The sequence below is a fragment of the Labedella populi genome, from assembly GCF_004078655.1.
GTDB lineage: Bacteria > Actinomycetota > Actinomycetes > Actinomycetales > Microbacteriaceae > Labedella > Labedella populi.
The window spans coordinates 189,427-208,347 of sequence record NZ_RZNC01000003.1; the positions used below are offsets into that span (position 1 = coordinate 189,427).

An 18,921-nucleotide genomic window follows, 5' to 3' on the forward strand; every position below is an offset into this window, starting at 1 on the left:
AGACCGCGTGGCTGACCAGAAGCGTCGACCCCGAATCGGGGTGATGGGCGGAACGTTCGATCCGATCCATCACGGGCACCTGGTGGCCGCGAGCGAGGTCGCCACGTCGTTCGATCTCGACGAGGTCGTCTTCGTGCCGACGGGTCAGCCCTGGCAGAAGACGGTGGTGACCGAGAGCGAGCACCGCTATCTGATGACCGTCATCGCGACGGCCGCCAACCCGCGGTTCACTGTCAGCCGAGTGGACATCGACCGTGACGGTCCCACCTACACGATCGACACGCTGCGTGACCTGCACCGCGCCAAGCCCGACGCCGAGCTCTTCTTCATCACCGGTGCCGACGCGATCGCCCAGATCCTCAGCTGGAAGAACGTGGAGGAGTTGTGGTCTCTGGCCCACTTCGTCGCTGTGACGCGACCCGGACACACCCTGTCCGTTTCAGGATTGCCGAGCCGACGCGTAAGCTTGTTGGAAGTTCCGGCCCTGGCGATCTCGTCGACGGACTGTCGGAGCCGGGTGAGCCGGGGATTTCCGGTTTGGTATTTGGTTCCAGATGGCGTCGTCCAGTACATCACCAAACACCACCTGTATCGGAGTAGCACATGACCCCGCCCGCTGAGCAGCAACCGCTCTCGCGTCGGCAGCTGCGCGAGCTGCAGAGAACGGGACAGATTCCGACCTCTCCGGCCGCCGACGTCTCTCCTGTCGAGGGCCCGTCAGCGGATGCGGCGGAGCAGCCGTCCGGTGACGCCGAGCACGCCGTCCACCCGGCGGATGGCGCTGAGGACACGCCCTACGCCAAGGTCGCTCCGACCGACGAGGTCATCGAGACCGCGGAGATCGTGTCCGCGGTGCACCTCCCGGCGGAAAGAGAGCCGGACGTCGTCGTCCCGGCGATCCCCTCCGACGGTGTGCCTCTCACCCGTCGACAGGCGCGCCAACTCGAACGCGCTCGGACCGCCGCCATCACCGTCGTGCCCGCCGGTGCGGGAGCAGCTCCTCACGAGACCGGTGAGGTCGTCACCGCAGAACCCATCGACGACGGTGGCGACGGAGGCGACGACGCCGGGTCGTCCCGGCCCGGCGAGGAGAAGCCCGACACCGAACTCGAGGTCGTCGAGAGCAATGCCTCGGAGACGGGGGACCTCACCGAGGTCGTCATCGACGGTGACTCGGCGCACGCTGACGGTGCCGGCACGGGCTCCTCCGAACCTCCGACGGTCGCGGAGAGGTTCGGCGAGGCCGCGCTCACGACAGAGGCCGACCCGCTCGACGAGGAGAAGGCGTTCGACACGATCATCGCTTCGGGTATCGCTGAGGCGGACGCCGACGTGGATTCCACGCACACCACGTCGAGCACTCTCATCCTGGGTTCGCCGATGGCGACCTTCACTGGCCCGATCGGCGGGACCGGCGAGATCATGGTGACGGGTTCCATCGACCTGCCCCGCGCGATCTCCGGCACGTCGGACCCCGACACCCACGACCGAGCGGACTACGACCGGTCGCTCGATCACGAGCCGCCGGCGCCGCCGACGGCGGGAACGCCGGTGTCCGCGAGCCGCGCCGTGAGCACGAACACCTCGGCCCGCGACATCATCGCCCCGCCCACTCGGTCCAAGAAGCCCAGTATCGTTCCGATCCTCGCCATCACGGCGGGTGTCCTCATGGTGGCCGTCATCGCGGTCGTCGTCACGAGCCTCCTCACGGGCACGTTCTAGGTTCAGGAGAACCACACATGACCGCATCAGAAGAATCCCGCGACCTGCTCGCGATCGCGGCGGACGCTGCGACGTCGAAAGCGGCCCTGGACCTCGTCGCCCTCGACGTGTCCGAGCCGCTCCCGCTCGTCGACATCTTCCTGCTCGCGACCGGACGCAGCGAGCGGAACGTCGTCGCCATCGCCGACGAGATCGAGGACCGGCTCATCGCCTCCGGCACCAAGGCGGTGCGTCGCGAGGGCAAGGCGGAGGGGCGGTGGATTCTGCTCGACTTCGGCGACCTCGTCGTGCACGTCTTCCACGAAGAGGAGCGGCTCTACTACTCCCTCGAGCGCTTGTGGAAGGACTGCCCGGTCGTCCCGATCCCTGAGGCGGCGACCGTCTCCAGCGCCTCCGCTGTCGATTCGACCGACGCCTGATCCTGTTGTAGGATCGATGAGTTGCCTCCCCCGGGAGGGAACCATTCTGGGTCTGTGGCGCAGCTGGTAGCGCACCTGCATGGCATGCAGGGGGTCAGGGGTTCGAGTCCCCTCAGATCCACCCGAATAAGAGCCCCGCAGTCGACGAACTGCGGGGCTTTCGTGTTTCTGGGCTTTCGTGTTCCTGGGTTTTCGTGTTGCTGGGCTTTCGTGTTCCCGGGGGCCTCCCGGTCCCACATACTCGGACGCGTCCGTGGGGGAGCGGCCACCGCGCCGTCCGTGATGGGATGGGATTGGGCGACACGCTGCCCGATGACGGAGGAGGACACGTGACGACGAAGCCGGTGAGCATCGGAATCGTGGGGACAGGCTGGAGAGCGGAGTACTTCGCGCGGATCGCGACGCGTCTCCCCGAGCGCTTCCACCTGGTCGGAGTGACGAGTCGGACACCCGAGAGCCGCGAGAGGTTCGCGCGCACCTGGTCGACGACGGCGTTCGACTCGATCGACGCGCTCGCGCGGCGGCGGCCGGAGCTCGTCGTCGTGAGCGTGCCGGTTCCCGCCACTCCCGATGTCGTCACCGCTCTCGTCGACCTCGGTGTCTTCGTGCTCGCCGAGACTCCGCCCGCCCCGACGCTCCAGGGTCTCGTCGACCTCTGGGACAGGGTCGGTTCGAGCGGGCGCGTGCACGTCGCCGAGCAGTACCCCGAGCTCCCCGGCCATGCGGCACGCCGCGCGATCGTCGAGTCGGGATCGATCGGCGACGTCTCGAGCGTGCAGGTGTCCTCCACGCACGGCTATCACGCCGTGGCCCTCATGCGCTCGTTCCTCGGTGATGCCGGCCCGGCGTCCGTCGCGGTGCGCGCCTCGGTCTTCGACGCGCCGCTCGTCGACCCGCTCAGCCGCGCCGGCTGGACCCATGATGACGAACCCAAGCCCGCCCGGACGGTCCTCGCAACGCTCGACTTCGGCGACGGCCGCTCGGGTGTGTACGACTTCACCGACAACCAGTGGCACAACAGGCTACGCTTCCGGCGCATCCTCGTCCGCGGCAGCCACGGCGAGATCGCCGGCGATGACGTCGTCCGGTTCGCGGGTACGGCGACGGTGCTGACCTCGTCGATCACGCGATCCCAGCTCGGGCAGGACCTCAACCTCGACGGTCACGATTCGGAGCTTCTCGCGTTCGAGGGGCGTCACCTCTGGCGCAATCCGTTCCTCGGAGCACGGCTCATGGATGAGGAGATCGCCATGGCGACGGTGCTCGACCGCGCGGGTCTGTGGGCGCGCGGCGAGAGCGAGGGGCCCTACTCGCTCGCCGCCGCCAGCCGCGATCACGCGATCGCCCTCGCGATCGACGAAGCCGTCTCGACCGGGACGTCGCTCTCGCCGGACCGGCTCCCCTGGGACTGATGGGCATGCCGAGGGTGTCAGAGGTCTCCGATACCTTCCCCAGCATGGGACGGATCATCTTCGACACGGCAACGACCATCAACGGCTGGATCGCCGACGAGCGCAACTCGCTCGCCTGGCTGTTCGCGGTCGAGGGAGGGGAGCATCCGGATGACGGGCTCTTCCCGGCGGCGGCCGCCGTGCTCGTCGAGGGGTCGACCACCTACGAATGGCTGCTCGCGGAGCAGGATGTCCTCGCGCATCCGGAGAAGTGGGCGGAATTCCACGGAGACCGGCCCACTTTCGTCTTCACGACGCGAGAATTGCCCACGCCCGACGGGGCCGACGTCCGCTTCGTCTCGGGTTCCGTCGTGGACGCCCTTCCCGCCATCCGTGATGCGGCGGGTGGCGGCGACATCTGGGTCGTGGGCGGGGGAGACCTCGCCGGGCAGTTCTTCGACGCGGGTGTCCTCGACGAGATCGCTCTCTCGGTCGCACCTGTGGCACTCGTCGGGGGAGCGCCCCTTTTCCCGCGTCGAGTCGAGTCCGACCGGCTCCGGCTCGAATCGGCGTCCGCCGTTGGTCAATTCGCCCGACTCATTTACTCCGTGAAGCCTGTGGCTACCGACTGAAGCCGAGCGAGCGGTCCGAGGCGGAGATCGCCTCGGCCGACGAGTGGAGAAGGCGTTCCTCTTCCGGCGTCGTCGCCACGTCGAGAACGGGGCCCACGCCGCCTGCGCCGACGATACTCGGGATGGACAGGGCGACCCCGTCGATCCCGTGGAACCCGTCGAGGACGCTCGAGACGGGGAGAATGGTGTTCTCATCGCGGAGGATCGCCTCGACGATCCGCGCCGCCGACAAGCCGATCGCGTAGTTGGTGGCCCCTTTCCCCTCGATCACGCGGTAGGCGGCATTCTTCACCTGGTCCGTGATCTCGTCGAGACGCCCGGGGCTGAAGACGATGCGATCCTCCACCCGCCACTCCGTCAGTGGGGTGGCCCCGATGCGGGCCGTCGACCACAGAGGGAACTCGCTGTCGCCGTGCTCGCCGACGATGTACGCGTGAACACTCGAGGTCGCGACACCGGCTGCCTCGGCGAGCAGCCAGCGCAATCGCGAGGTGTCGAGTACGGTGCCGGACGCGAAAACCCGTTCCGCGGGGAGGCCCGAGATCCGACGGGCGACGACGGTGAGCACGTCGCAGGGATTGGTGACGAGGATGAAGACGGCGTCCGGTGCCTGCTCGATCGCGGCGGGGAGGATGCGTTCGAGCAACGCCACGTTGCTCGCCGCGAGATCGAGGCGGGTCTGGCCCGGCCGTTGCTTGGCTCCAGCCGTGATGACGACGACGTGGGCCCCCGCGAGCACGGAGACGTCGTCACCCCCGATGATCCGGCTGTGCCCCGTGAACTGAGTCCCATGCGCCAGATCCAGGACTTCGGCATCGACCTTACGCGTATCGACGTCGTACAGGGCGATCGTCCGGGCCGATGAGCGGATTAGGGCCGCATACGCGAGCGACGCCCCCACGCTGCCCGCCCCGATGATCGCGAGTTTCGAGTTCTCGATGACGGCCACGATCGCAATTGTGGCAGCCCGACACCGCTTTCGCGAGAGGCGAGCTGGCCTGATCGCGCGAGTGGCCACGCTAGCGTTGCAGAGTGCAGAATGCCTCGCGACCGAACGTGATCGGCCGGTTCTTCTCCGGCGTCGGTTTCTTGTGGAAGGGCTTCGCCTACTGGGGGAGGCGGCCGAGTCTCATGGCGTTGGGCGCCGTCCCGGCCCTCGTCGTCGGCGCGGTGATCGTCGCCGCCCTGGTCACCCTCGGATTCTTCCTCGACGACCTCGCCGCGCTCGTCACGCCCTTCGCCGACTCGTGGGCCGAGATGTACCGTGACGCCCTGCGCCTCGCCGTCGGTGCGGCCATCCTCGTCGCCGCCGTCCTCCTCGTGGTCGTGACGTTCACGGCGGCGACTCTCGCCGTCGGCGACCCGATCTACGAGCGGATCTGGTTGCGCGTCGAGCGCGACCTCGGCGGGTTCGACGCGCCGGTGGAGCTTCCGTTCTGGGCCGGCGTGCGACGCGCGACCGCATCGGGCCTCCGACTCGTCGGCTTCACCGTCATCGCGGGGGTGGTCGTCTTCGCGATCGGTCTCATCCCCGTCGTCGGCGCGGTGCTCGGGCCTGCGTGCGGGTGGATGGTCGGTGGTTGGGCCGTCGCGAGGGAACTCCTCAGTCGCCCCGTCGATGCGCGAGCCCTCGACCGTCGTGCGGAGGCGGTCATGAGGGCCGCGAATCGTCCCGTCGTGCTCGGGTTCGGGCTCATGGTCTACGTCGTCTTCCTGATCCCGTTCGCTGCGATCGTCGCCATGCCCGCCGCCGTGGTCGGCTCGACGATGCTCTTCCGAAAACTCGTCGGCCGGATCGGGAATAGCTGAGCGATCCATTCACTTGAATTCGTTTGTGCCCCGGGAGAGTCCCGTGGCGACGAAGGAGACTGACATGACCGCATCCTCGACGATCGACATCCCCGGCTACAAGGTCGGCACCTGGGCCCTCGACCCCTCGCACAGCGAGGTCGGCTTCAGCGTCCGTCACCTCATGATCAGCAAGGTCAAGGGCGTCTTCGGCTCGTTCTCCGGCACGTTCACCACGGCCGAGAACCCGACCGACTCGACCGCGACGGCCACCGTCGAGGTCGCCTCGATCAACACCAAGGACGAAGGCCGCGATGCCCACCTTCGCTCGGCCGACTTCTTCGACGCCGAGACCTACCCGACGATCGAGTTCGTCTCGACCGGTGCTCGCGACGAGAACGGCGACCTCAAGGTCGACGGAGACCTCACGATCAAGGGCATCACGAAGTCCGTCACCTTCGACTTCGAGTTCGGCGGCTTCGGCCAGGACCCGTACGGTAACTACAAGGGCGGCGCCACGGCGACGACCGTCATCAACCGCGAGGACTTCGGCCTCACGTGGAACGCCGCGCTCGAGAGCGGCGGCGTCCTCGTCGGCGACAAGGTCACGATCACGCTCGACCTCCAGGCCGTCCACCAGGGCTGAGAACCGCCCGGCTGCGTGGGCTCAGTCCGAGCCCACGATCTCCTCGCGCACCCGTCGCACGTCCTCGAGCAGTGAACCGATCAGGATCCAATGGTCCGGGTTCGCCCTCGGGACGGCGACGGGTGCCGTGAGGAGCGGGGGTTCCGCGGGGTCCTCCGGGACCGTCCCAAGCCCTGCATCCACGATGATCCGCAAGTCGTGGCCCGCGCGCTCCAGTTGCGACGCGATCTCACCCACGACGGGGTCGTCGAGGAGATCCGGGTCGTAGCCGTCCCGGATACTTCGTGTCATGCCGACGACCCGGTGGACGAGCGGCGTCAGCCGGGTCAACAGGGCCGAGGTCTCCTCGACGACGGGCCCGGCGCGTCCCCGGCGCGGGTTGAGCGCGAGCGACTCCTCCGCCCCTGCGACGGCGTCGAACGCCGCCTCGCGCATCGGCCGGAGGAGACGCGCTTCGATCATGAGCGTCTCGAGTTGCGAGCGTTCGACCGGTCCCCGGAGGGCTCCGCCCAGGCGCTCCATGTGGTCGGCGATCGCCGTCCCGAGGAGATGGACGGTCGAACGAGCGGGTCCGAGAGCGACAGGCGGCACGACCAGCACGTTCACGACGACGGCCGTCGCCGCGCCGATCAGGGTCTCGACGATCCGCAGCCCGGCGTACTCGGGTGTCGCCGCCCCGAGCGCGAGCACGAGCATGGCGCTGATGGCGACCTGGTTCGCGGACGTCGGCGACAGTCGGAGCGCCCAGGAGGCGAAGATCGCCACGACGATCGCGACGATGACGATCCAGCCCGACGGTCCGAAGAGGAGCGAGACCCCCGTGGCGATCGCAACACCGGCGACGACTCCGACGCTCCTCTCGAGGGCTTTCGTCAACGACTGGTTGACGCTCGGCTGGACGACGATGAGGGCGGCGACCGCCGCGAAGACGGGAAGTTCACCCGGGAGCAGGACGCCCGCGATGATCCATGCGAGCACGGTCGCTATCGAGGTCTTCACAGCCTGCAGCAGCGGGATGCGTGTCGCGGACCGGACGGACGCCGCGACGGCGAAACGGTTCACGGCCCGGCCGGATCGTCCACGGCTTCGATGAGGGCCGGTCCGGTGTTCGCGACGTTGCCCACGGCTTTCGACACGGCGTGGAAAGCGACGCCGTCGAGCACGGAGCTGCTCGCATCGAGCACCCGGTCGAGCAGAGACTCGTCCCCGGTCGTACTCGGGTCGATCCAGGTCTGCGCGACGTCCGCGCTCAACATGAGCGGCATCCGGTCGTGAATACCTGCGAGCGCACCGGCGGAGGGACGCGTCATGATCGTCGTCGACAGGAGCCACCGGTCCGGATCGTCATCGGCGACAGCCGGATTCCGCCACCACTCGTAGAGCGCGGCGAAGGAGAACAACGCGTCGTCCTCGGGGTGGATGAAGTACGGCTGCTTACCCGCTTCGCTCGTGCGCCACTCGTAATAGCCGGTCGCCGGCACGATCGCCCGGCGCTTCCGGACGGCCTGCCGGAAAGCGGGCTTCTCGGCGGCCGATTCGACGCGTGCATTGAACATCCGCGAGCCGACCGAGGGATCCTTCGCCCACGACGGCACGAGACCCCAGCGCGCGGACTCGAGGCGCTTCATGAGCGTCCCGTCCCCGTCCGCCGTCTCGACGACGACGGGGACCTGCGTCGTCGGAGCGATGTTGAAGTTCGGCTCCGGCAGGTCGTCCGCAGCCCTGTCGACGTCGAAGATGGTCAGGAGCTCGTTCGACTCCTTCGCGACGACGAAGCGCCCGCACACGGCTCAGTCGATCCCGTACTGCGAGAGCTGCTCGAGCAGCCCGGCGCCGTCGGGGGCGTAGACCCAGGGAGGCGAGTCACCGGCGTGCTCCTCGGCCTTCGAGCGCCCGCCCGCGAGGACCGCCTCCGACGGCGACAACTGCCGGATTGCGACGGCACGGACGTTCTCCGGGTGGTTCGCCGCGAAATCCCCGTAGAGGTCCTCGTCGTGCTGCCCGTCGTCGCCGACGAGCAACCACTCGATGTCAGGGAACTCCTGGGCGAGACGCAAGAGGTTCGTCCGCTTGTGCTCCCGGCCGGAGCGGAAGATGCGCTCGGGCGTCGGTCCCCAATCGGTGAGGAGGATCGAGCCGTCGGGATACAGGTTCCGGGAGAGGAAGCGAGTGAGCGTCGCCGCGACGTTCCACGCCCCCGTCGACAGGTAGATGATCGGAGCGCCCTCGTGCTCACGCATGATCCGGTCGTACATGACGGCCATCCCGGTGACCGGGGTGCGTGCGTGCTCGTCGAGCACGAAGGTGTTCCAGGCGGCGAGGAAGGGCCGGGGGAGCGCTGTGACCATCACGGTGTCGTCGATGTCCGAGAGGATGCCGAAACGGACATCCGGGGCGACGATGAAGACCGGAGCGGTGATCGGCTCCGAGCCGTCGGCGCTCAAGGAGATCTCTTGCCAGCCGGGCGCGAGGTCGGCCTCGACGACAGCGTCGACGAGGCCGCCACGGTCCGCGACCACTCGGCTCTCGGTGTCGCCGATGCGGACGGTCACCGCGCTCGAGACCACGGGGATACTCGTGAAGCTGCGCCATCCTCGCACGGAGCGCTCGGGCTCCTGCTCCTCCTCGGGCTTCCCGAGGACGACTCGACAGAGCACCCTGACCCACGTCGTGGACCCGTAGCCGGCGAAGGGCACCACCGTTGACACGAGCCCTCGCTTGACACCCCGCGCGTGGCGCCAGGCGAGGATGCCGTCGTCGATGCGGGCAGCGCGATGCAGCCGTTTCGCAAGAGCGGTGGACGGGCCTGTTTCGGTGATTTTCGCCACGACCCCAGTCTTCCATGCGGGCGCGCGGCGGTCGGCACCCCTCGCGCTCAGTCGCGTTCGACGGTATCGGTCTCGACCGGGTCGACGACGGTATCCCCGAGGGCCGTCCCCTCAGGACGGTGTCCGTCGCTCGCGGCACTGCGCCGCATGTGCCGGGCCTCGGATCGCGACAGAAGCTTCTTCACGACGATCACGATGACGAGGAAGCCGACGATGACTCCCACGAAGAGGTACCCGGCGTAGTGCAGTCGATCGGCCACCTCGCGGTAGCCGCCCGCCGCGGCCGATCCGACGGAGACGTAGGCGAAGGCCCAGATGACGCATGCCGGCGCCGTCCACCCGATGAACCGCCGATAGCTCATCGGACTCATCCCGACGGTGAGCGGGATGAGGGAGTGCAGCACGGGGAGGAACCGCGAGACGAAGACGGCGACGCCGCCCCGACGCGCGAGATACGTCTCCGCCCGCTCCCAGTTCGACTCTCCGATACGGCGCCCGAGGCGGGAGGCGCGGATGCGTGGCCCGAAGAAGCGACCGAGCGCGAAGCCGATGCTCTCCCCGCACAAGGAACCGACGATCGCGGCCGCCACAAGAGCCCAGTATTCGACGGGGGACCCGACCCCGGTCGCCGCGACGATGACGACGGTGTCGCCCGGCACGACGAGACCCACGAGGATCGAGGTCTCCAAGAGGATCCCGATCGCCGCGATCAGGGTGCGCACGACCGGGTCGACGCCGTTCACCACGTCGAGGACCCAGGTCAGCGCGTCGTTCACGCTGTGAGCCTACGCGACCATGATGAGCGACAGCAGTACGGCGGCCGGAGTGAGGAGGAGGGCTGCCGCGGCCGCGCGGATCGCCACTCGCGACGATGAGGAGAGCTGTGGAGGCCCGTCGATGAGCCGCTTGATCCGCGTCGTCGCGACGCGTGTATCCACACGGAGATCGGCGGCGGGGGAGTCCACGTCGGGAGGGCCTCCCGACGTGGACCCGGAGGACCCGATGATGGCGATCGCGCTCGCGAGTTGTCGGCCGTCCACGACCTCCCGGGCCTTGTCGTCGGCGATGAACTCGACGAGCGCCTCCACCGCGATCTCGGCGAGGTGGGCGATGGGGAACCACGGCAGGGCGTTTCCCCAGGACCGGAAACTCAGCAGGACGAGCGCGTGCTGCTGCTGGAGGTGCGCCCGCTCGTGCTCGATCACGGCGCGCAGCTCGTTCTCGTCCAGCAAGGCGAGTAGTCCGTCCGAGAGCACGGTCACCGATCGGAACGCTCCGGGCAGGCAGTAGGCGACGGGAGCGGCATGGTCGAGCCGCCGTGTCCGCGGCTCGCCCGGCACGGGATCGCTCAGCAGCGCGACGAGATCGAGGTGCCGACGCCGCTGTCGCTCCGTGCGGATGAAGGTCGCCGCCAGATTGAGCACGAGGTGACCGGCGAGGAGGAACGCGAAGGTGAGCGAGCCGATCTGGAAGATGGTGGCACCGACCGGGAGTCGTCCGGCGAGCGTCACCGAGACGAGCGCGTCGACCGCGGTGATCGGGTCGTCGCCGTACGCGGAGAGACCGAACAGGAGGAGAGAACCGATCATCGACAGTCCACCGGTGAGCGCGATCGACTGCCAGACCACAAGTGCGGTGCCCGGGGCGCGTGCCGGCCACGCAGCCCGCGACAGCCGGGCCGGGACCGGCCAGGCCAACGCCACGGCCAGGGCGGCGAGGAGGACAGACGCGACGATCACGCGGGAACCGGCACTCAGGCCGAGGGCGTGCCGGGCACGGTCCGCACGGGCGTCGCCCCGGTCACGCGGAGAGGCCGGAGTCGCGCGGGGGCGAGTTCAGCAGTCCGCGGAGCGTCGCGGCCTCCTCCGGGCTCACTTGTCCCAGGAAGCGCGCGAGGACCTCCGACCGGTCGGAGGAGGCTCCGAGGATCTCGTGCATGAGTTCCGCGGTGTGGTCGGCGTGGCTCGAGGAGGCGCGGTACAGGTGAGGGCGGACCGCGCGGTCGCGGACGACGAGGCCCTTGTGCTCGAGCCGCGAGAGGACGGTCAGAACCGTCGTGACGGCCAGTTGTTTCCCGGAGACTCCGGCGGAACCGGCCTCGAGCGACTCCTGCAGCTCCGTCGCCGTGAGCGGCGATTCCGATGCCCAGAGGGCGTCCATGATGCTGCGTTCGAGGTCGCCGAGCTGTGCCATGTGACAAGAGTACCGCCGTTTTCGAATCTGTTCTACACTTCGTAGAAGAACGACTTCTACACAGTGTAGAAGTCGATGGATGGAGGCCTCCGTGGAGGAGCTGCTGGACCCGCTCGCACTGTCGAGATGGCAATTCGGCCTCACGACCGTCTACCACTTCCTCTTCGTGCCGATCACGATCGGCATGGCGACGGTCGTGGCGATCTACCAGACGATGTGGGTGCGCACGGGGAAGACCGTCTACCTGCAACTCACGCACTTCCTCGGGAAGCTCTTCCTCATCAACTTCGCGATGGGTGTCGTCACCGGCATCGTCCAGGAGTTTCAGTTCGGCATGAACTGGTCGAACTACAGCCGGTTCGTCGGCGACGTCTTCGGGGCCCCACTCGCTCTCGAGGGCCTGCTCGCGTTCTTCCTCGAGGCGACGTTCATCGGTCTCTGGATCTTCGGCTGGGACAAGCTGCCCGCAAAGCTCCACCTCGCGACGATCTGGGCGACCGCGGTCGGCTCGATCCTCTCGGCGTACTTCATCATTGCCGCAAACGCCTTCATGCAGAACCCGGTCGGATACACGATCAACGAGGCGAAAGAGCGTGCGGAACTCGTCGACATCGGTGCCGTGCTGACGAACCCCGTCGCCCTCGCCGCCTTCCCCCACACGATCTTCAGCGCATTCATGGTGACGGCCGGACTCATGATCGCGGTGGCGGCGTGGCACCTCAAGCGTCAGCAGAACGTCGAAACCATGCGGCCGACGCTGACGTTCGGTCTCTGGCTCATGGTCGGGGCTTTCGCCGGCACCGGACTGACCGGCGACCAGTTGAGCCTCGTCATGGTCGACACACAACCGATGAAGATGGCCGCGGCCGAGGCGATGTACAACACCTCGACGGGCTACGACGCCTCCTTCTCGATCTTCACCCTGGGCACCCCCGACGGCGTTCACGAACTCTTCTCGATCCGCATCCCGTACCTGCTGTCGTTCCTCTCGACGCACACGTTCGACGGAACCGTCGAGGGGATCAACGACCTGCAGGCGCAGTACACGACCCTGTACGGCCCCGGCGACTACACCCCCGTCATCTGGGTGACCTACTGGGCCTTCCGCTGGATGATCGGCCTCGGCGCCGCGCACGCGCTCGTCGCGGTCGTCGGCCTCTGGCTCACGCGTAAGAACCGGATCCCGACGCAGAACTGGGTGTGGACGGTCGCCATCTGGGCGTTCCCGCTCTCGCTGCTCGGGATGAGCGTCGGCTGGGTGTTCACGGAGATGGGGCGCCAGCCGTGGATCGTCTTCTCCCTCATGCAGACGGCCGACGGAGTCTCGCCGAACGTCTCGGGCCTCGACGTCCTCATCTCGATCGTCGCCTTCACGCTCGTGTACGGAACACTCGCGGTCGTCGAGTTCCGGCTCATCCTCCAGGCCGTGCGGAAAGGCCCCCAGCCGGTCGATCCACACGAGGACGAGACCGACGCCGACGGCGACACCCTGCCAACGCGCGTCCAGACCACCGTCTACTAGGAGCACAGCACATGGATCTGCCCACCCTCTGGTTCTGGATCGTCGCCGCGCTGTTCGTCGGCTACTTCGTCCTCGACGGCTTCGATTTCGGGGTCGGGATGTCGCTCCCATTCCTCGGACGCGACGACACGGACCGCCGTGTCCTCATCAACACCATCGGACCGGTCTGGGATCTCAACGAGACCTGGGTTATCGTGGCCGGCGCAGCGATCTTCGCGGCGTTCCCCGAGTGGTACGCGACTCTCTTCTCGGGCTTCTACCTCGCCCTGCTCGTGATCCTGCTCGCCCTCATCGTGCGCGGCGTGTCGTTCGAGTACCGGCACCAGCGTCCGGAACAGTCCTGGAAGCGACGCTTCGACCTCATGATCACCATCGGGTCGGCACTACCGGCACTGCTGTGGGGTGTCGCGTTCGCGAACATCGTCCAGGGCGTGCCTCTCGATGCCGACCACAACTACATCGGCGGGTTCTTCGCACTCCTGAATCCCTATGCGCTCCTCGGCGGATTCACGACACTGTTGCTGTTCTTCACGCACGGCGTCTTCTTCGTCGCCCTCAAGACGGACGGCGAGATCCGAGAGCGCGCACGACGACTCGGGGTCCGGGTGAGCACGATCACCGTCCTGGTCGCGGCGACCTTCCTCGTCTGGACCGTACTCGCGCACGGGACCCTCATCGCCGCCGCCTTCGCGGCGGTCGCCGCCGTCGCGCTCATCGGCGGGGCCGTCGCGAACGCCCGTGGTCGCGAGGGCTTCGCCTTCACTCTCATGGCCGTCACGATCGCCGCCGCCGTGCTCACGCTCTTCACGAGCCTGTTCCCTGTCGTCATGCCGGCGTCGAACGACGTCGCGAACTCGCTCACGATCGAGAACGCGTCGAGCAGCACCTACACTCTGACGATCATGTCGTGGACAGCGCTCGTCTTCCTGCCGCTCGTCCTCGCGTACCAGGGGTGGACGTACTGGACGTTCCGGAAGCGGGTCACCCGCAGCCACATCGAAGCCGCCGCGCACTAGCCTGGAACCGTGCGCCCCCTCGATCCCCGCCTCGTGCGGTACGCATCAGCTGCACGCGTGTTCCTCGCGCTCGGCGGCCTCATCGCCGTCGGTCAGGCCGTCGGGATCATCGCCTTCGCATGGCTCGTGACGAGCGCGGTGACGGGAGCCATCGACGGTCGCGGACTCGGTTCCCTCGCGCCGACGCTCACGGCCCTCGGTCTCGTCGTCGCTGCCCGAGCGATCCTGGCGCTCGCCCAAGACGCCGTCGCCGCGCGCGGCGCCGCCCGGGTCAAGTCGCAATTGCGGGAACGCGTCCTCTCGACGATGACGGCACTCGGACCCGGCTGGCTCGGTGAGCAGCGTTCCGCCGAGATCGCCGTCGTCGTCGGCCGGGGAATCGACGCCCTCGACGGCTACTTCGCGCGATACCTGCCCCAGTTGCTCCTGACGGCGATCGTGACGCCGGCACTCCTCCTCGCGGTCCTCACCCAGGACCTGCTGTCGGCCGTCATCCTCGGGGTCTGTCTGCCTCTCATCCCGGTGTTCATGATCCTCATCGGGTGGGCGACACAGGCAACGCAGAAGCGGCAGTGGAACGAGCTCACGTCGCTCACGACGTCCTTCGACGACATGATCGGCGGGTTGTCGACGCTCAAGGCGTATGGTCGCCAGCACCGTCAGGTCGAGCGTTTGCGGCTCATCACGCGGCGGTTCAGGCAGCGCACCATGGCGGTCCTCCGCGTCTCGTTCCTGTCGAGCTTCGCGCTCGAGTTGGCCGCGAGCCTCTCGGTCGCTCTCGTGGCACTCACCATCGGTCTCCGCCTCGTGGCGGGGGAGATCGACCTCGTTCCCGGTCTGTTCATCCTCCTCCTCGCGCCCGAGGTCTTCCTCCCCATCCGGCAGGTGGGCGTCAACTACCACGCGGCGGCCGAGGGCGTCGAGGCCGCCGCGCGAGTGTTCGAGATCCTCGACGCCGCTCCGCAGGAGGTCGGCAGCGGTGTCGAGCGGGCTCGGGAGGAACGCGGCGGCGGTCCCAGCGCGGGCGGTCTCGTCTTCGATGACGTCGTCGTGTCGCTCGGGGACCACCGCGTCGTCGACGGTTTCTCGGCCGACATCCGGCCGGGAGCTCTGACCGTCCTCCATGGTCCGAGCGGATCCGGCAAGTCGACTCTCGTCGCCGCCGCGCTCGGCTTCATCGCGTTCGCCGGAGACATCCGCGCCGGAGGCGTACGATGCGATGCCGCCTCCCGCCGCGACCTCGTGGCCTGGAGCGGACAATCGGCGACGCTCTTCCCCGGCACGATCGCGGAGAACATCGCCATCGGCTCGGAGGCGCCCGACGCTCGTCGCGTCCGCGACGCGATGTGCGTCGCCGCCATCGAGAGCCTCGACCCGGACCTCGAGCTCGGGGAGGAGGGTTCCGGGATCTCCGGAGGCCAAGCGCAACGCGTGGCCATCGCCCGTGCGGTGCACCGCGCTCTCGAGGACGACCGCCGTGTCCTCATCCTCGACGAGCCGAGCTCGGCGCTCGATCACGAGACCGAGCGCCGACTCATCGAGAACATCGTCGCCTTCGCGCGAAGCGGACGAACGGTCCTCGTGGTGTCGCACCGCACGGCGTTCCTCGACGCCGCCGATGCCCTCGTGGCCGTCGCACCGACCCCGGCACGGACGGCGGTGCCCGTATGAACGCGACGAGCCGCGCCGCTCGCGCCGAGATCCTCCGACTCGCGAGGCCGACGGCCGCGCAATCCGCCCCCGGTCTGCTCACGGGTCTCGCCGCCGCCGCGAGCACGGTGGCCCTCCTCGCGTGCAGCGCATGGCTCATCGTCCGCGCCTCCGAACACCCGCCGGTCATGTTCCTCGGCATGGCCGTCGTCGGTGTGCGCGCCTTCGCCCTCGCCCGTGCGTTCTTCCGCTACCTCGAACGCCTCTTCAGCCATGACGCGGCTTTCCGTTCGCTTGAACGCGTCCGTGTGCACGTCTTCGAGCGCCTCGTCCCGCTCGCGCCCGATGGGCTCGGAGGGACGAGCCGAGGCGGAGCGCTGTCGGCGATGGTGTCCGACATCGACGACCTCCAAGATCACCCCTTGCGCGTCGTCCAGCCGATCGTGACCTCCGTCGGCGTCGCATTGCTCGCGGTGGGATTCCTCGCGACGATCTCGCCGAACGCGGCGCTCACCCTGTTCGTGAGCCTCGTCGTCTTCACGATCGTCACGGCGGGGGCGTCGTCGCTCGTCGCCGCGCGAGCGGAACGTTCGATCGCGCCGCTCAGATCGGCGCTCGTCGACGCCGTCGTCGAGCACATGCGTGGGCTCGACGTCCTCATCGCCTACGGAAGGGCCGACCGCTCGCTCGCCCGAGTGGCGGCGGCCGACGCTCTGCTCACCCGCGCGGTCGTGCGACGAGCAGCGGGGACGGCGATCGGCGCTGCAGCACTCTCGCTGTTCGGTGGAGCCGCCGTCGCCCTCGCCCTCGTCGTATCGATCCCCGCCGCCGTCTCCGGGAGCCTCGGGGGACCAGCGTTCGCGGTCGTCGTCCTGGTGCCCCTCGCCGTCTTCGAGATCGTCGCCATGGTGCCGCAGGCCCTCGGCGTCTCCCGTCACGTCACCGCCGCCGCCGACCGGGTCGCCGCGACGGCGCCCGAACAGCGCCCGCCGCACGTCCCCGCCGAGACGGGTGGCCCCGCAGCGCCCTCGCCCTCGGATGCTCCCGCACTCGAGCTCTCACACGTGAGCGCGACGTGGGGCGACGGCTCCCGGGCACTCGCCCGCGTGGACCTGACGCTCGCCGAGGGCGAGCGCGTCTGGATCGACGGCGAGAGCGGGTCCGGCAAGACCTCGCTCGCCCACGTGATCGTCCGCTTCCTCGATCATGAGGGCGACTACCGGCTCCGCGGCGTCGACGTCCGATCCCTTCACCCGGACGCGGTGAGGCAGGTCGTGGGACTCGTCGAGCAGAAGCCGTTCCTCTTCGACGAGTCGATCCGGCAGAATCTGCTCTTCGCCCGCGAGGACGCCGACGACGACACGCTCGTCGCCGTTCTCGAGCGGGTCGGTCTGGGGGAGTGGCTCGTCGCTCGCGGCGGGCTCGACGCCCGCGTCGGTGAGCGGGGCGCGCTCGTGTCCGGTGGGCAGGCGGGCCGCATCGCCCTCGCGCGCGCGCTCCTGCGCGACTTCCCGATCATCGTCCTGGACGAGCCGACGGCGAGCGTCGAGTCGGACCTCGCGGATGCGCTGCTCCGCGACCTCCTCGACGCGAGCGCCGGCCGGACGGTCGTCCTCATCTCGCACGCGGACGTTCCCGACGGCCTCGACGTGCCCCGAGCGACCATGACGGCCGGTGTGCTGGGGCGCGCGATCCCGGTCCGGGCCGTGCCGGCCCCGGCGGTTCCGTGACGGCGACGTCAGCCGCCGCCTCAGCCTTCGCGGCCCGCGCGCGTCGCCTCATCGAGACCGAAGCGAACGTCTTCTGGCTCGACGCGGGTCCTCGAGCGACCCGCGGGGTCAGCTACCTCGGAACCGGCTCCCGAGTCCTGACCGTCGCCGCGGGACGAGTAACGCTCGATGACGAGGACCGGGGGACCGATGCGCTCGATGCGATCCGCGCCGGCATGACGACGATTCCCGCGGGCACAGCGCCATCTCCCTTCCGATTCCGGGGTGGCTGGGTGGGATGGTTCTCCTACGAGTACGGCGGCGAGTTCGTGGGCGCCCCCCGCGCGGAAGGCGACCTGCCCGACGCCGTCCTGATCGAGTGCGACCGATTGTGGGCCTTCGACCACGCCGACGGAACACTGGTGACGATCCTCTCGAGCGACCGGCCGGCGGTTCCGCCGCCCCGTTCATCGTCCGAGCCGCCCGTCCGGCCGGCCGTCACGTGGCGGCACGACCGCTCGTCCTACCTCGACGCCATCGCGGAGAGCCAGAAAGCCATCGCTCGAGGAGACGCGTACCAGCTCTGCCTCACGAACGAGGCGCGTGTGACCGATCCGGGGGATCCGTTCGAGACGTACCTCCGATTGCGGGAGACGAATCCGGCCCCCTTCGGAGGGTTCGTCCGCGCTGGGGGCGTCACGATCGCGAGTTGCTCGCCCGAGCAGTTCCTCAGACTCGACGTCGACGGCACGGTGACCACGCGCCCCATCAAGGGAACACGCCCTCGCGGCGGCGACGCGGCGACCGACGACGGGCTCGCAGCTGAACTCGCGAGCGACGAGAAGGAACGCGCCGAGAACCTCATGATCGTCGATCTCATGCGCAACGACATCGGCCGGGTCGCGCGCCTCGGGTCTGTCGATGTCGCGAGCCTCTTCGCGGTCGAGTCGTTCTCGAGCGTGCACCAGCTCGTGAGCACGGTCACGGCCGAACTCGCCGAGGGGAACGACGCCCTCGACCTCCTCGCCGCCGCGTTCCCCGCCGGGTCGATGACCGGCGCACCGAAGCACCGGGCCATGTCGATCCTCCACGACCTCGAGAACGGTCCGCGGGGCGCGTACTCGGGGGCCTTCGGCTGGATCGGGACGGACGGCGCCCTCGAGCTCGCGATGATCATCCGGACGATCGTCTTCGCGCACGGCGAGGCGCGCATCGGAACCGGCGGGGGGATCACCGCGTTGTCCCGACCCAACCATGAGGTGGCCGAGACGCTCCTCAAGGCCGCGCCCCTGCTCGCCGCGCTCGGGCTGCCGGCCGAACTGGCCGAGGGCTCCCGCTGACCCGGTAACGTAGAGACGCGGCATCCGCGGCTCACCGCGTTCGTGCCCGATCTCCCCGCAACGAA

General features: G+C 68.7%; 19 protein-coding genes and 1 tRNA gene. 13 read left to right on the forward strand and 7 right to left on the reverse strand.

Features of this window, described 5'->3' with window-relative positions; translation table 11 throughout:
* Nucleotides 1-7: 7 nt before the first annotated feature.
* The 6 genes from nadD (at nucleotide 8) to ELQ92_RS09445 (ending at nucleotide 4,164) form a co-directional block, all read left to right on the forward strand.
* Complete coding sequence (gene nadD, locus ELQ92_RS09420) at nucleotides 8-607, forward strand: nicotinate-nucleotide adenylyltransferase (RefSeq protein WP_279432125.1); 600 nt, start codon at nucleotides 8-10, stop codon at nucleotides 605-607.
* A complete protein-coding gene (locus ELQ92_RS09425) occupies nucleotides 604-1,722 on the forward strand; it encodes a hypothetical protein (RefSeq protein WP_128498724.1) in 1,119 nt (372 codons plus the stop codon). Before nadD ends, ELQ92_RS09425 begins: the two co-directional genes overlap by 4 nt.
* A 17-nt stretch (nucleotides 1,723-1,739) precedes the next feature.
* Nucleotides 1,740-2,141, forward strand: coding sequence for a ribosome silencing factor (gene rsfS, locus ELQ92_RS09430; protein WP_128498725.1), 402 nt, complete (start codon nucleotides 1,740-1,742; stop codon nucleotides 2,139-2,141).
* Nucleotides 2,142-2,189: 48 nt separating this feature from the next.
* Nucleotides 2,190-2,262: transfer RNA gene (locus tag ELQ92_RS09435), tRNA-Ala, on the forward strand.
* A gap of 208 nt (nucleotides 2,263-2,470) precedes the next feature.
* Nucleotides 2,471-3,553, forward strand: a complete 1,083-nt coding sequence (locus tag ELQ92_RS09440) for a Gfo/Idh/MocA family protein (RefSeq protein ID WP_166426758.1) — start codon at nucleotides 2,471-2,473, stop codon at nucleotides 3,551-3,553.
* 44 nt (nucleotides 3,554-3,597) lie between these two features.
* Nucleotides 3,598-4,164 carry a dihydrofolate reductase family protein gene (locus ELQ92_RS09445; protein ID WP_128498727.1) on the forward strand — a complete coding sequence of 189 codons (567 nt, stop codon included), beginning with the start codon at nucleotides 3,598-3,600 and terminating at the stop codon, nucleotides 4,162-4,164.
* Here ELQ92_RS09445 and ELQ92_RS09450 read toward each other — a convergent pair.
* Nucleotides 4,154-5,113: an L-lactate dehydrogenase gene (locus ELQ92_RS09450; protein ID WP_128498728.1), complete on the reverse strand. Its 960-nt coding sequence runs from the start codon at nucleotides 5,111-5,113 to the stop codon at nucleotides 4,154-4,156. The genes ELQ92_RS09445 and ELQ92_RS09450 overlap by 11 nt on opposite strands.
* A gap of 83 nt (nucleotides 5,114-5,196) precedes the next feature.
* Between ELQ92_RS09450 and ELQ92_RS09455 the strand changes: the two genes are divergently transcribed.
* Together ELQ92_RS09455 and ELQ92_RS09460 are read left to right on the forward strand one after the other, a co-directional pair.
* A complete protein-coding gene (locus tag ELQ92_RS09455) occupies nucleotides 5,197-5,973 on the forward strand; it encodes an EI24 domain-containing protein (RefSeq protein ID WP_208004303.1) in 777 nt (258 codons plus the stop codon).
* Nucleotides 5,974-6,037: 64 nt separating this feature from the next.
* Nucleotides 6,038-6,598 carry a YceI family protein gene (locus tag ELQ92_RS09460; protein WP_128498729.1) on the forward strand — a complete coding sequence of 187 codons (561 nt, stop codon included), beginning with the start codon at nucleotides 6,038-6,040 and terminating at the stop codon, nucleotides 6,596-6,598.
* A 21-nt stretch (nucleotides 6,599-6,619) separates the two neighbouring features.
* Here ELQ92_RS09460 and ELQ92_RS09465 read toward each other — a convergent pair whose 3' ends face one another.
* The 6 genes from ELQ92_RS09465 to ELQ92_RS09490 form a co-directional block, all read right to left on the reverse strand.
* Complete coding sequence (locus ELQ92_RS09465; RefSeq protein ID WP_128498730.1) at nucleotides 6,620-7,660, reverse strand: FUSC family protein; 1,041 nt, start codon at nucleotides 7,658-7,660, stop codon at nucleotides 6,620-6,622.
* Nucleotides 7,657-8,385, reverse strand: coding sequence for an SOS response-associated peptidase (locus tag ELQ92_RS09470; RefSeq protein WP_128498731.1), 729 nt, complete (start codon nucleotides 8,383-8,385; stop codon nucleotides 7,657-7,659). Before ELQ92_RS09470 ends, ELQ92_RS09465 begins: the two co-directional genes overlap by 4 nt.
* Nucleotides 8,386-8,388: 3 nt before the next feature.
* On the reverse strand, nucleotides 8,389-9,417 hold the full coding sequence (locus tag ELQ92_RS09475; protein WP_424980083.1) for an App1 family protein: 1,029 nt from the start codon (nucleotides 9,415-9,417) through the stop codon (nucleotides 8,389-8,391).
* A 56-nt stretch (nucleotides 9,418-9,473) separates the two neighbouring features.
* Nucleotides 9,474-10,202, reverse strand: coding sequence for a DedA family protein (locus ELQ92_RS09480; protein ID WP_128498733.1), 729 nt, complete (start codon nucleotides 10,200-10,202; stop codon nucleotides 9,474-9,476).
* Nucleotides 10,203-10,211: 9 nt separating this feature from the next.
* On the reverse strand, nucleotides 10,212-11,165 hold the full coding sequence (locus tag ELQ92_RS09485; RefSeq protein WP_128498734.1) for a M56 family metallopeptidase: 954 nt from the start codon (nucleotides 11,163-11,165) through the stop codon (nucleotides 10,212-10,214).
* Nucleotides 11,166-11,226: 61 nt separating this feature from the next.
* Complete coding sequence (locus ELQ92_RS09490) at nucleotides 11,227-11,619, reverse strand: BlaI/MecI/CopY family transcriptional regulator (protein ID WP_128498735.1); 393 nt, start codon at nucleotides 11,617-11,619, stop codon at nucleotides 11,227-11,229.
* Nucleotides 11,620-11,710: 91 nt separating this feature from the next.
* Here ELQ92_RS09490 and ELQ92_RS09495 point away from each other — a divergent pair, with 91 nt between their 5' ends.
* The 5 genes from ELQ92_RS09495 to pabB are packed head-to-tail and all read left to right on the forward strand — an operon-like array spanning nucleotide 11,711 to nucleotide 18,856.
* Nucleotides 11,711-13,141 carry a cytochrome ubiquinol oxidase subunit I gene (locus tag ELQ92_RS09495; protein WP_128499103.1) on the forward strand — a complete coding sequence of 477 codons (1,431 nt, stop codon included), beginning with the start codon at nucleotides 11,711-11,713 and terminating at the stop codon, nucleotides 13,139-13,141.
* 11 nt (nucleotides 13,142-13,152) lie between these two features.
* Nucleotides 13,153-14,157: a cytochrome d ubiquinol oxidase subunit II gene (gene cydB / locus ELQ92_RS09500; RefSeq protein ID WP_128498736.1), complete on the forward strand. Its 1,005-nt coding sequence runs from the start codon at nucleotides 13,153-13,155 to the stop codon at nucleotides 14,155-14,157.
* Between the two features lie 9 nt (nucleotides 14,158-14,166).
* The gene (gene cydD, locus ELQ92_RS09505; protein WP_128498737.1) at nucleotides 14,167-15,828 is read left to right on the forward strand and encodes a thiol reductant ABC exporter subunit CydD; all 1,662 of its coding nucleotides are present in this window, start codon (nucleotides 14,167-14,169) and stop codon (nucleotides 15,826-15,828) included.
* On the forward strand, nucleotides 15,825-17,537 hold the full coding sequence (cydC, locus tag ELQ92_RS09510) for a thiol reductant ABC exporter subunit CydC (RefSeq protein ID WP_128498738.1): 1,713 nt from the start codon (nucleotides 15,825-15,827) through the stop codon (nucleotides 17,535-17,537). The genes cydD and cydC overlap by 4 nt, the downstream gene beginning before the upstream one ends.
* On the forward strand, nucleotides 17,534-18,856 hold the full coding sequence (gene pabB / locus ELQ92_RS09515) for an aminodeoxychorismate synthase component I (RefSeq protein WP_128498739.1): 1,323 nt from the start codon (nucleotides 17,534-17,536) through the stop codon (nucleotides 18,854-18,856). The genes cydC and pabB overlap by 4 nt, the downstream gene beginning before the upstream one ends.
* The last annotated feature ends 65 nt before the right edge of the window (nucleotides 18,857-18,921 follow it).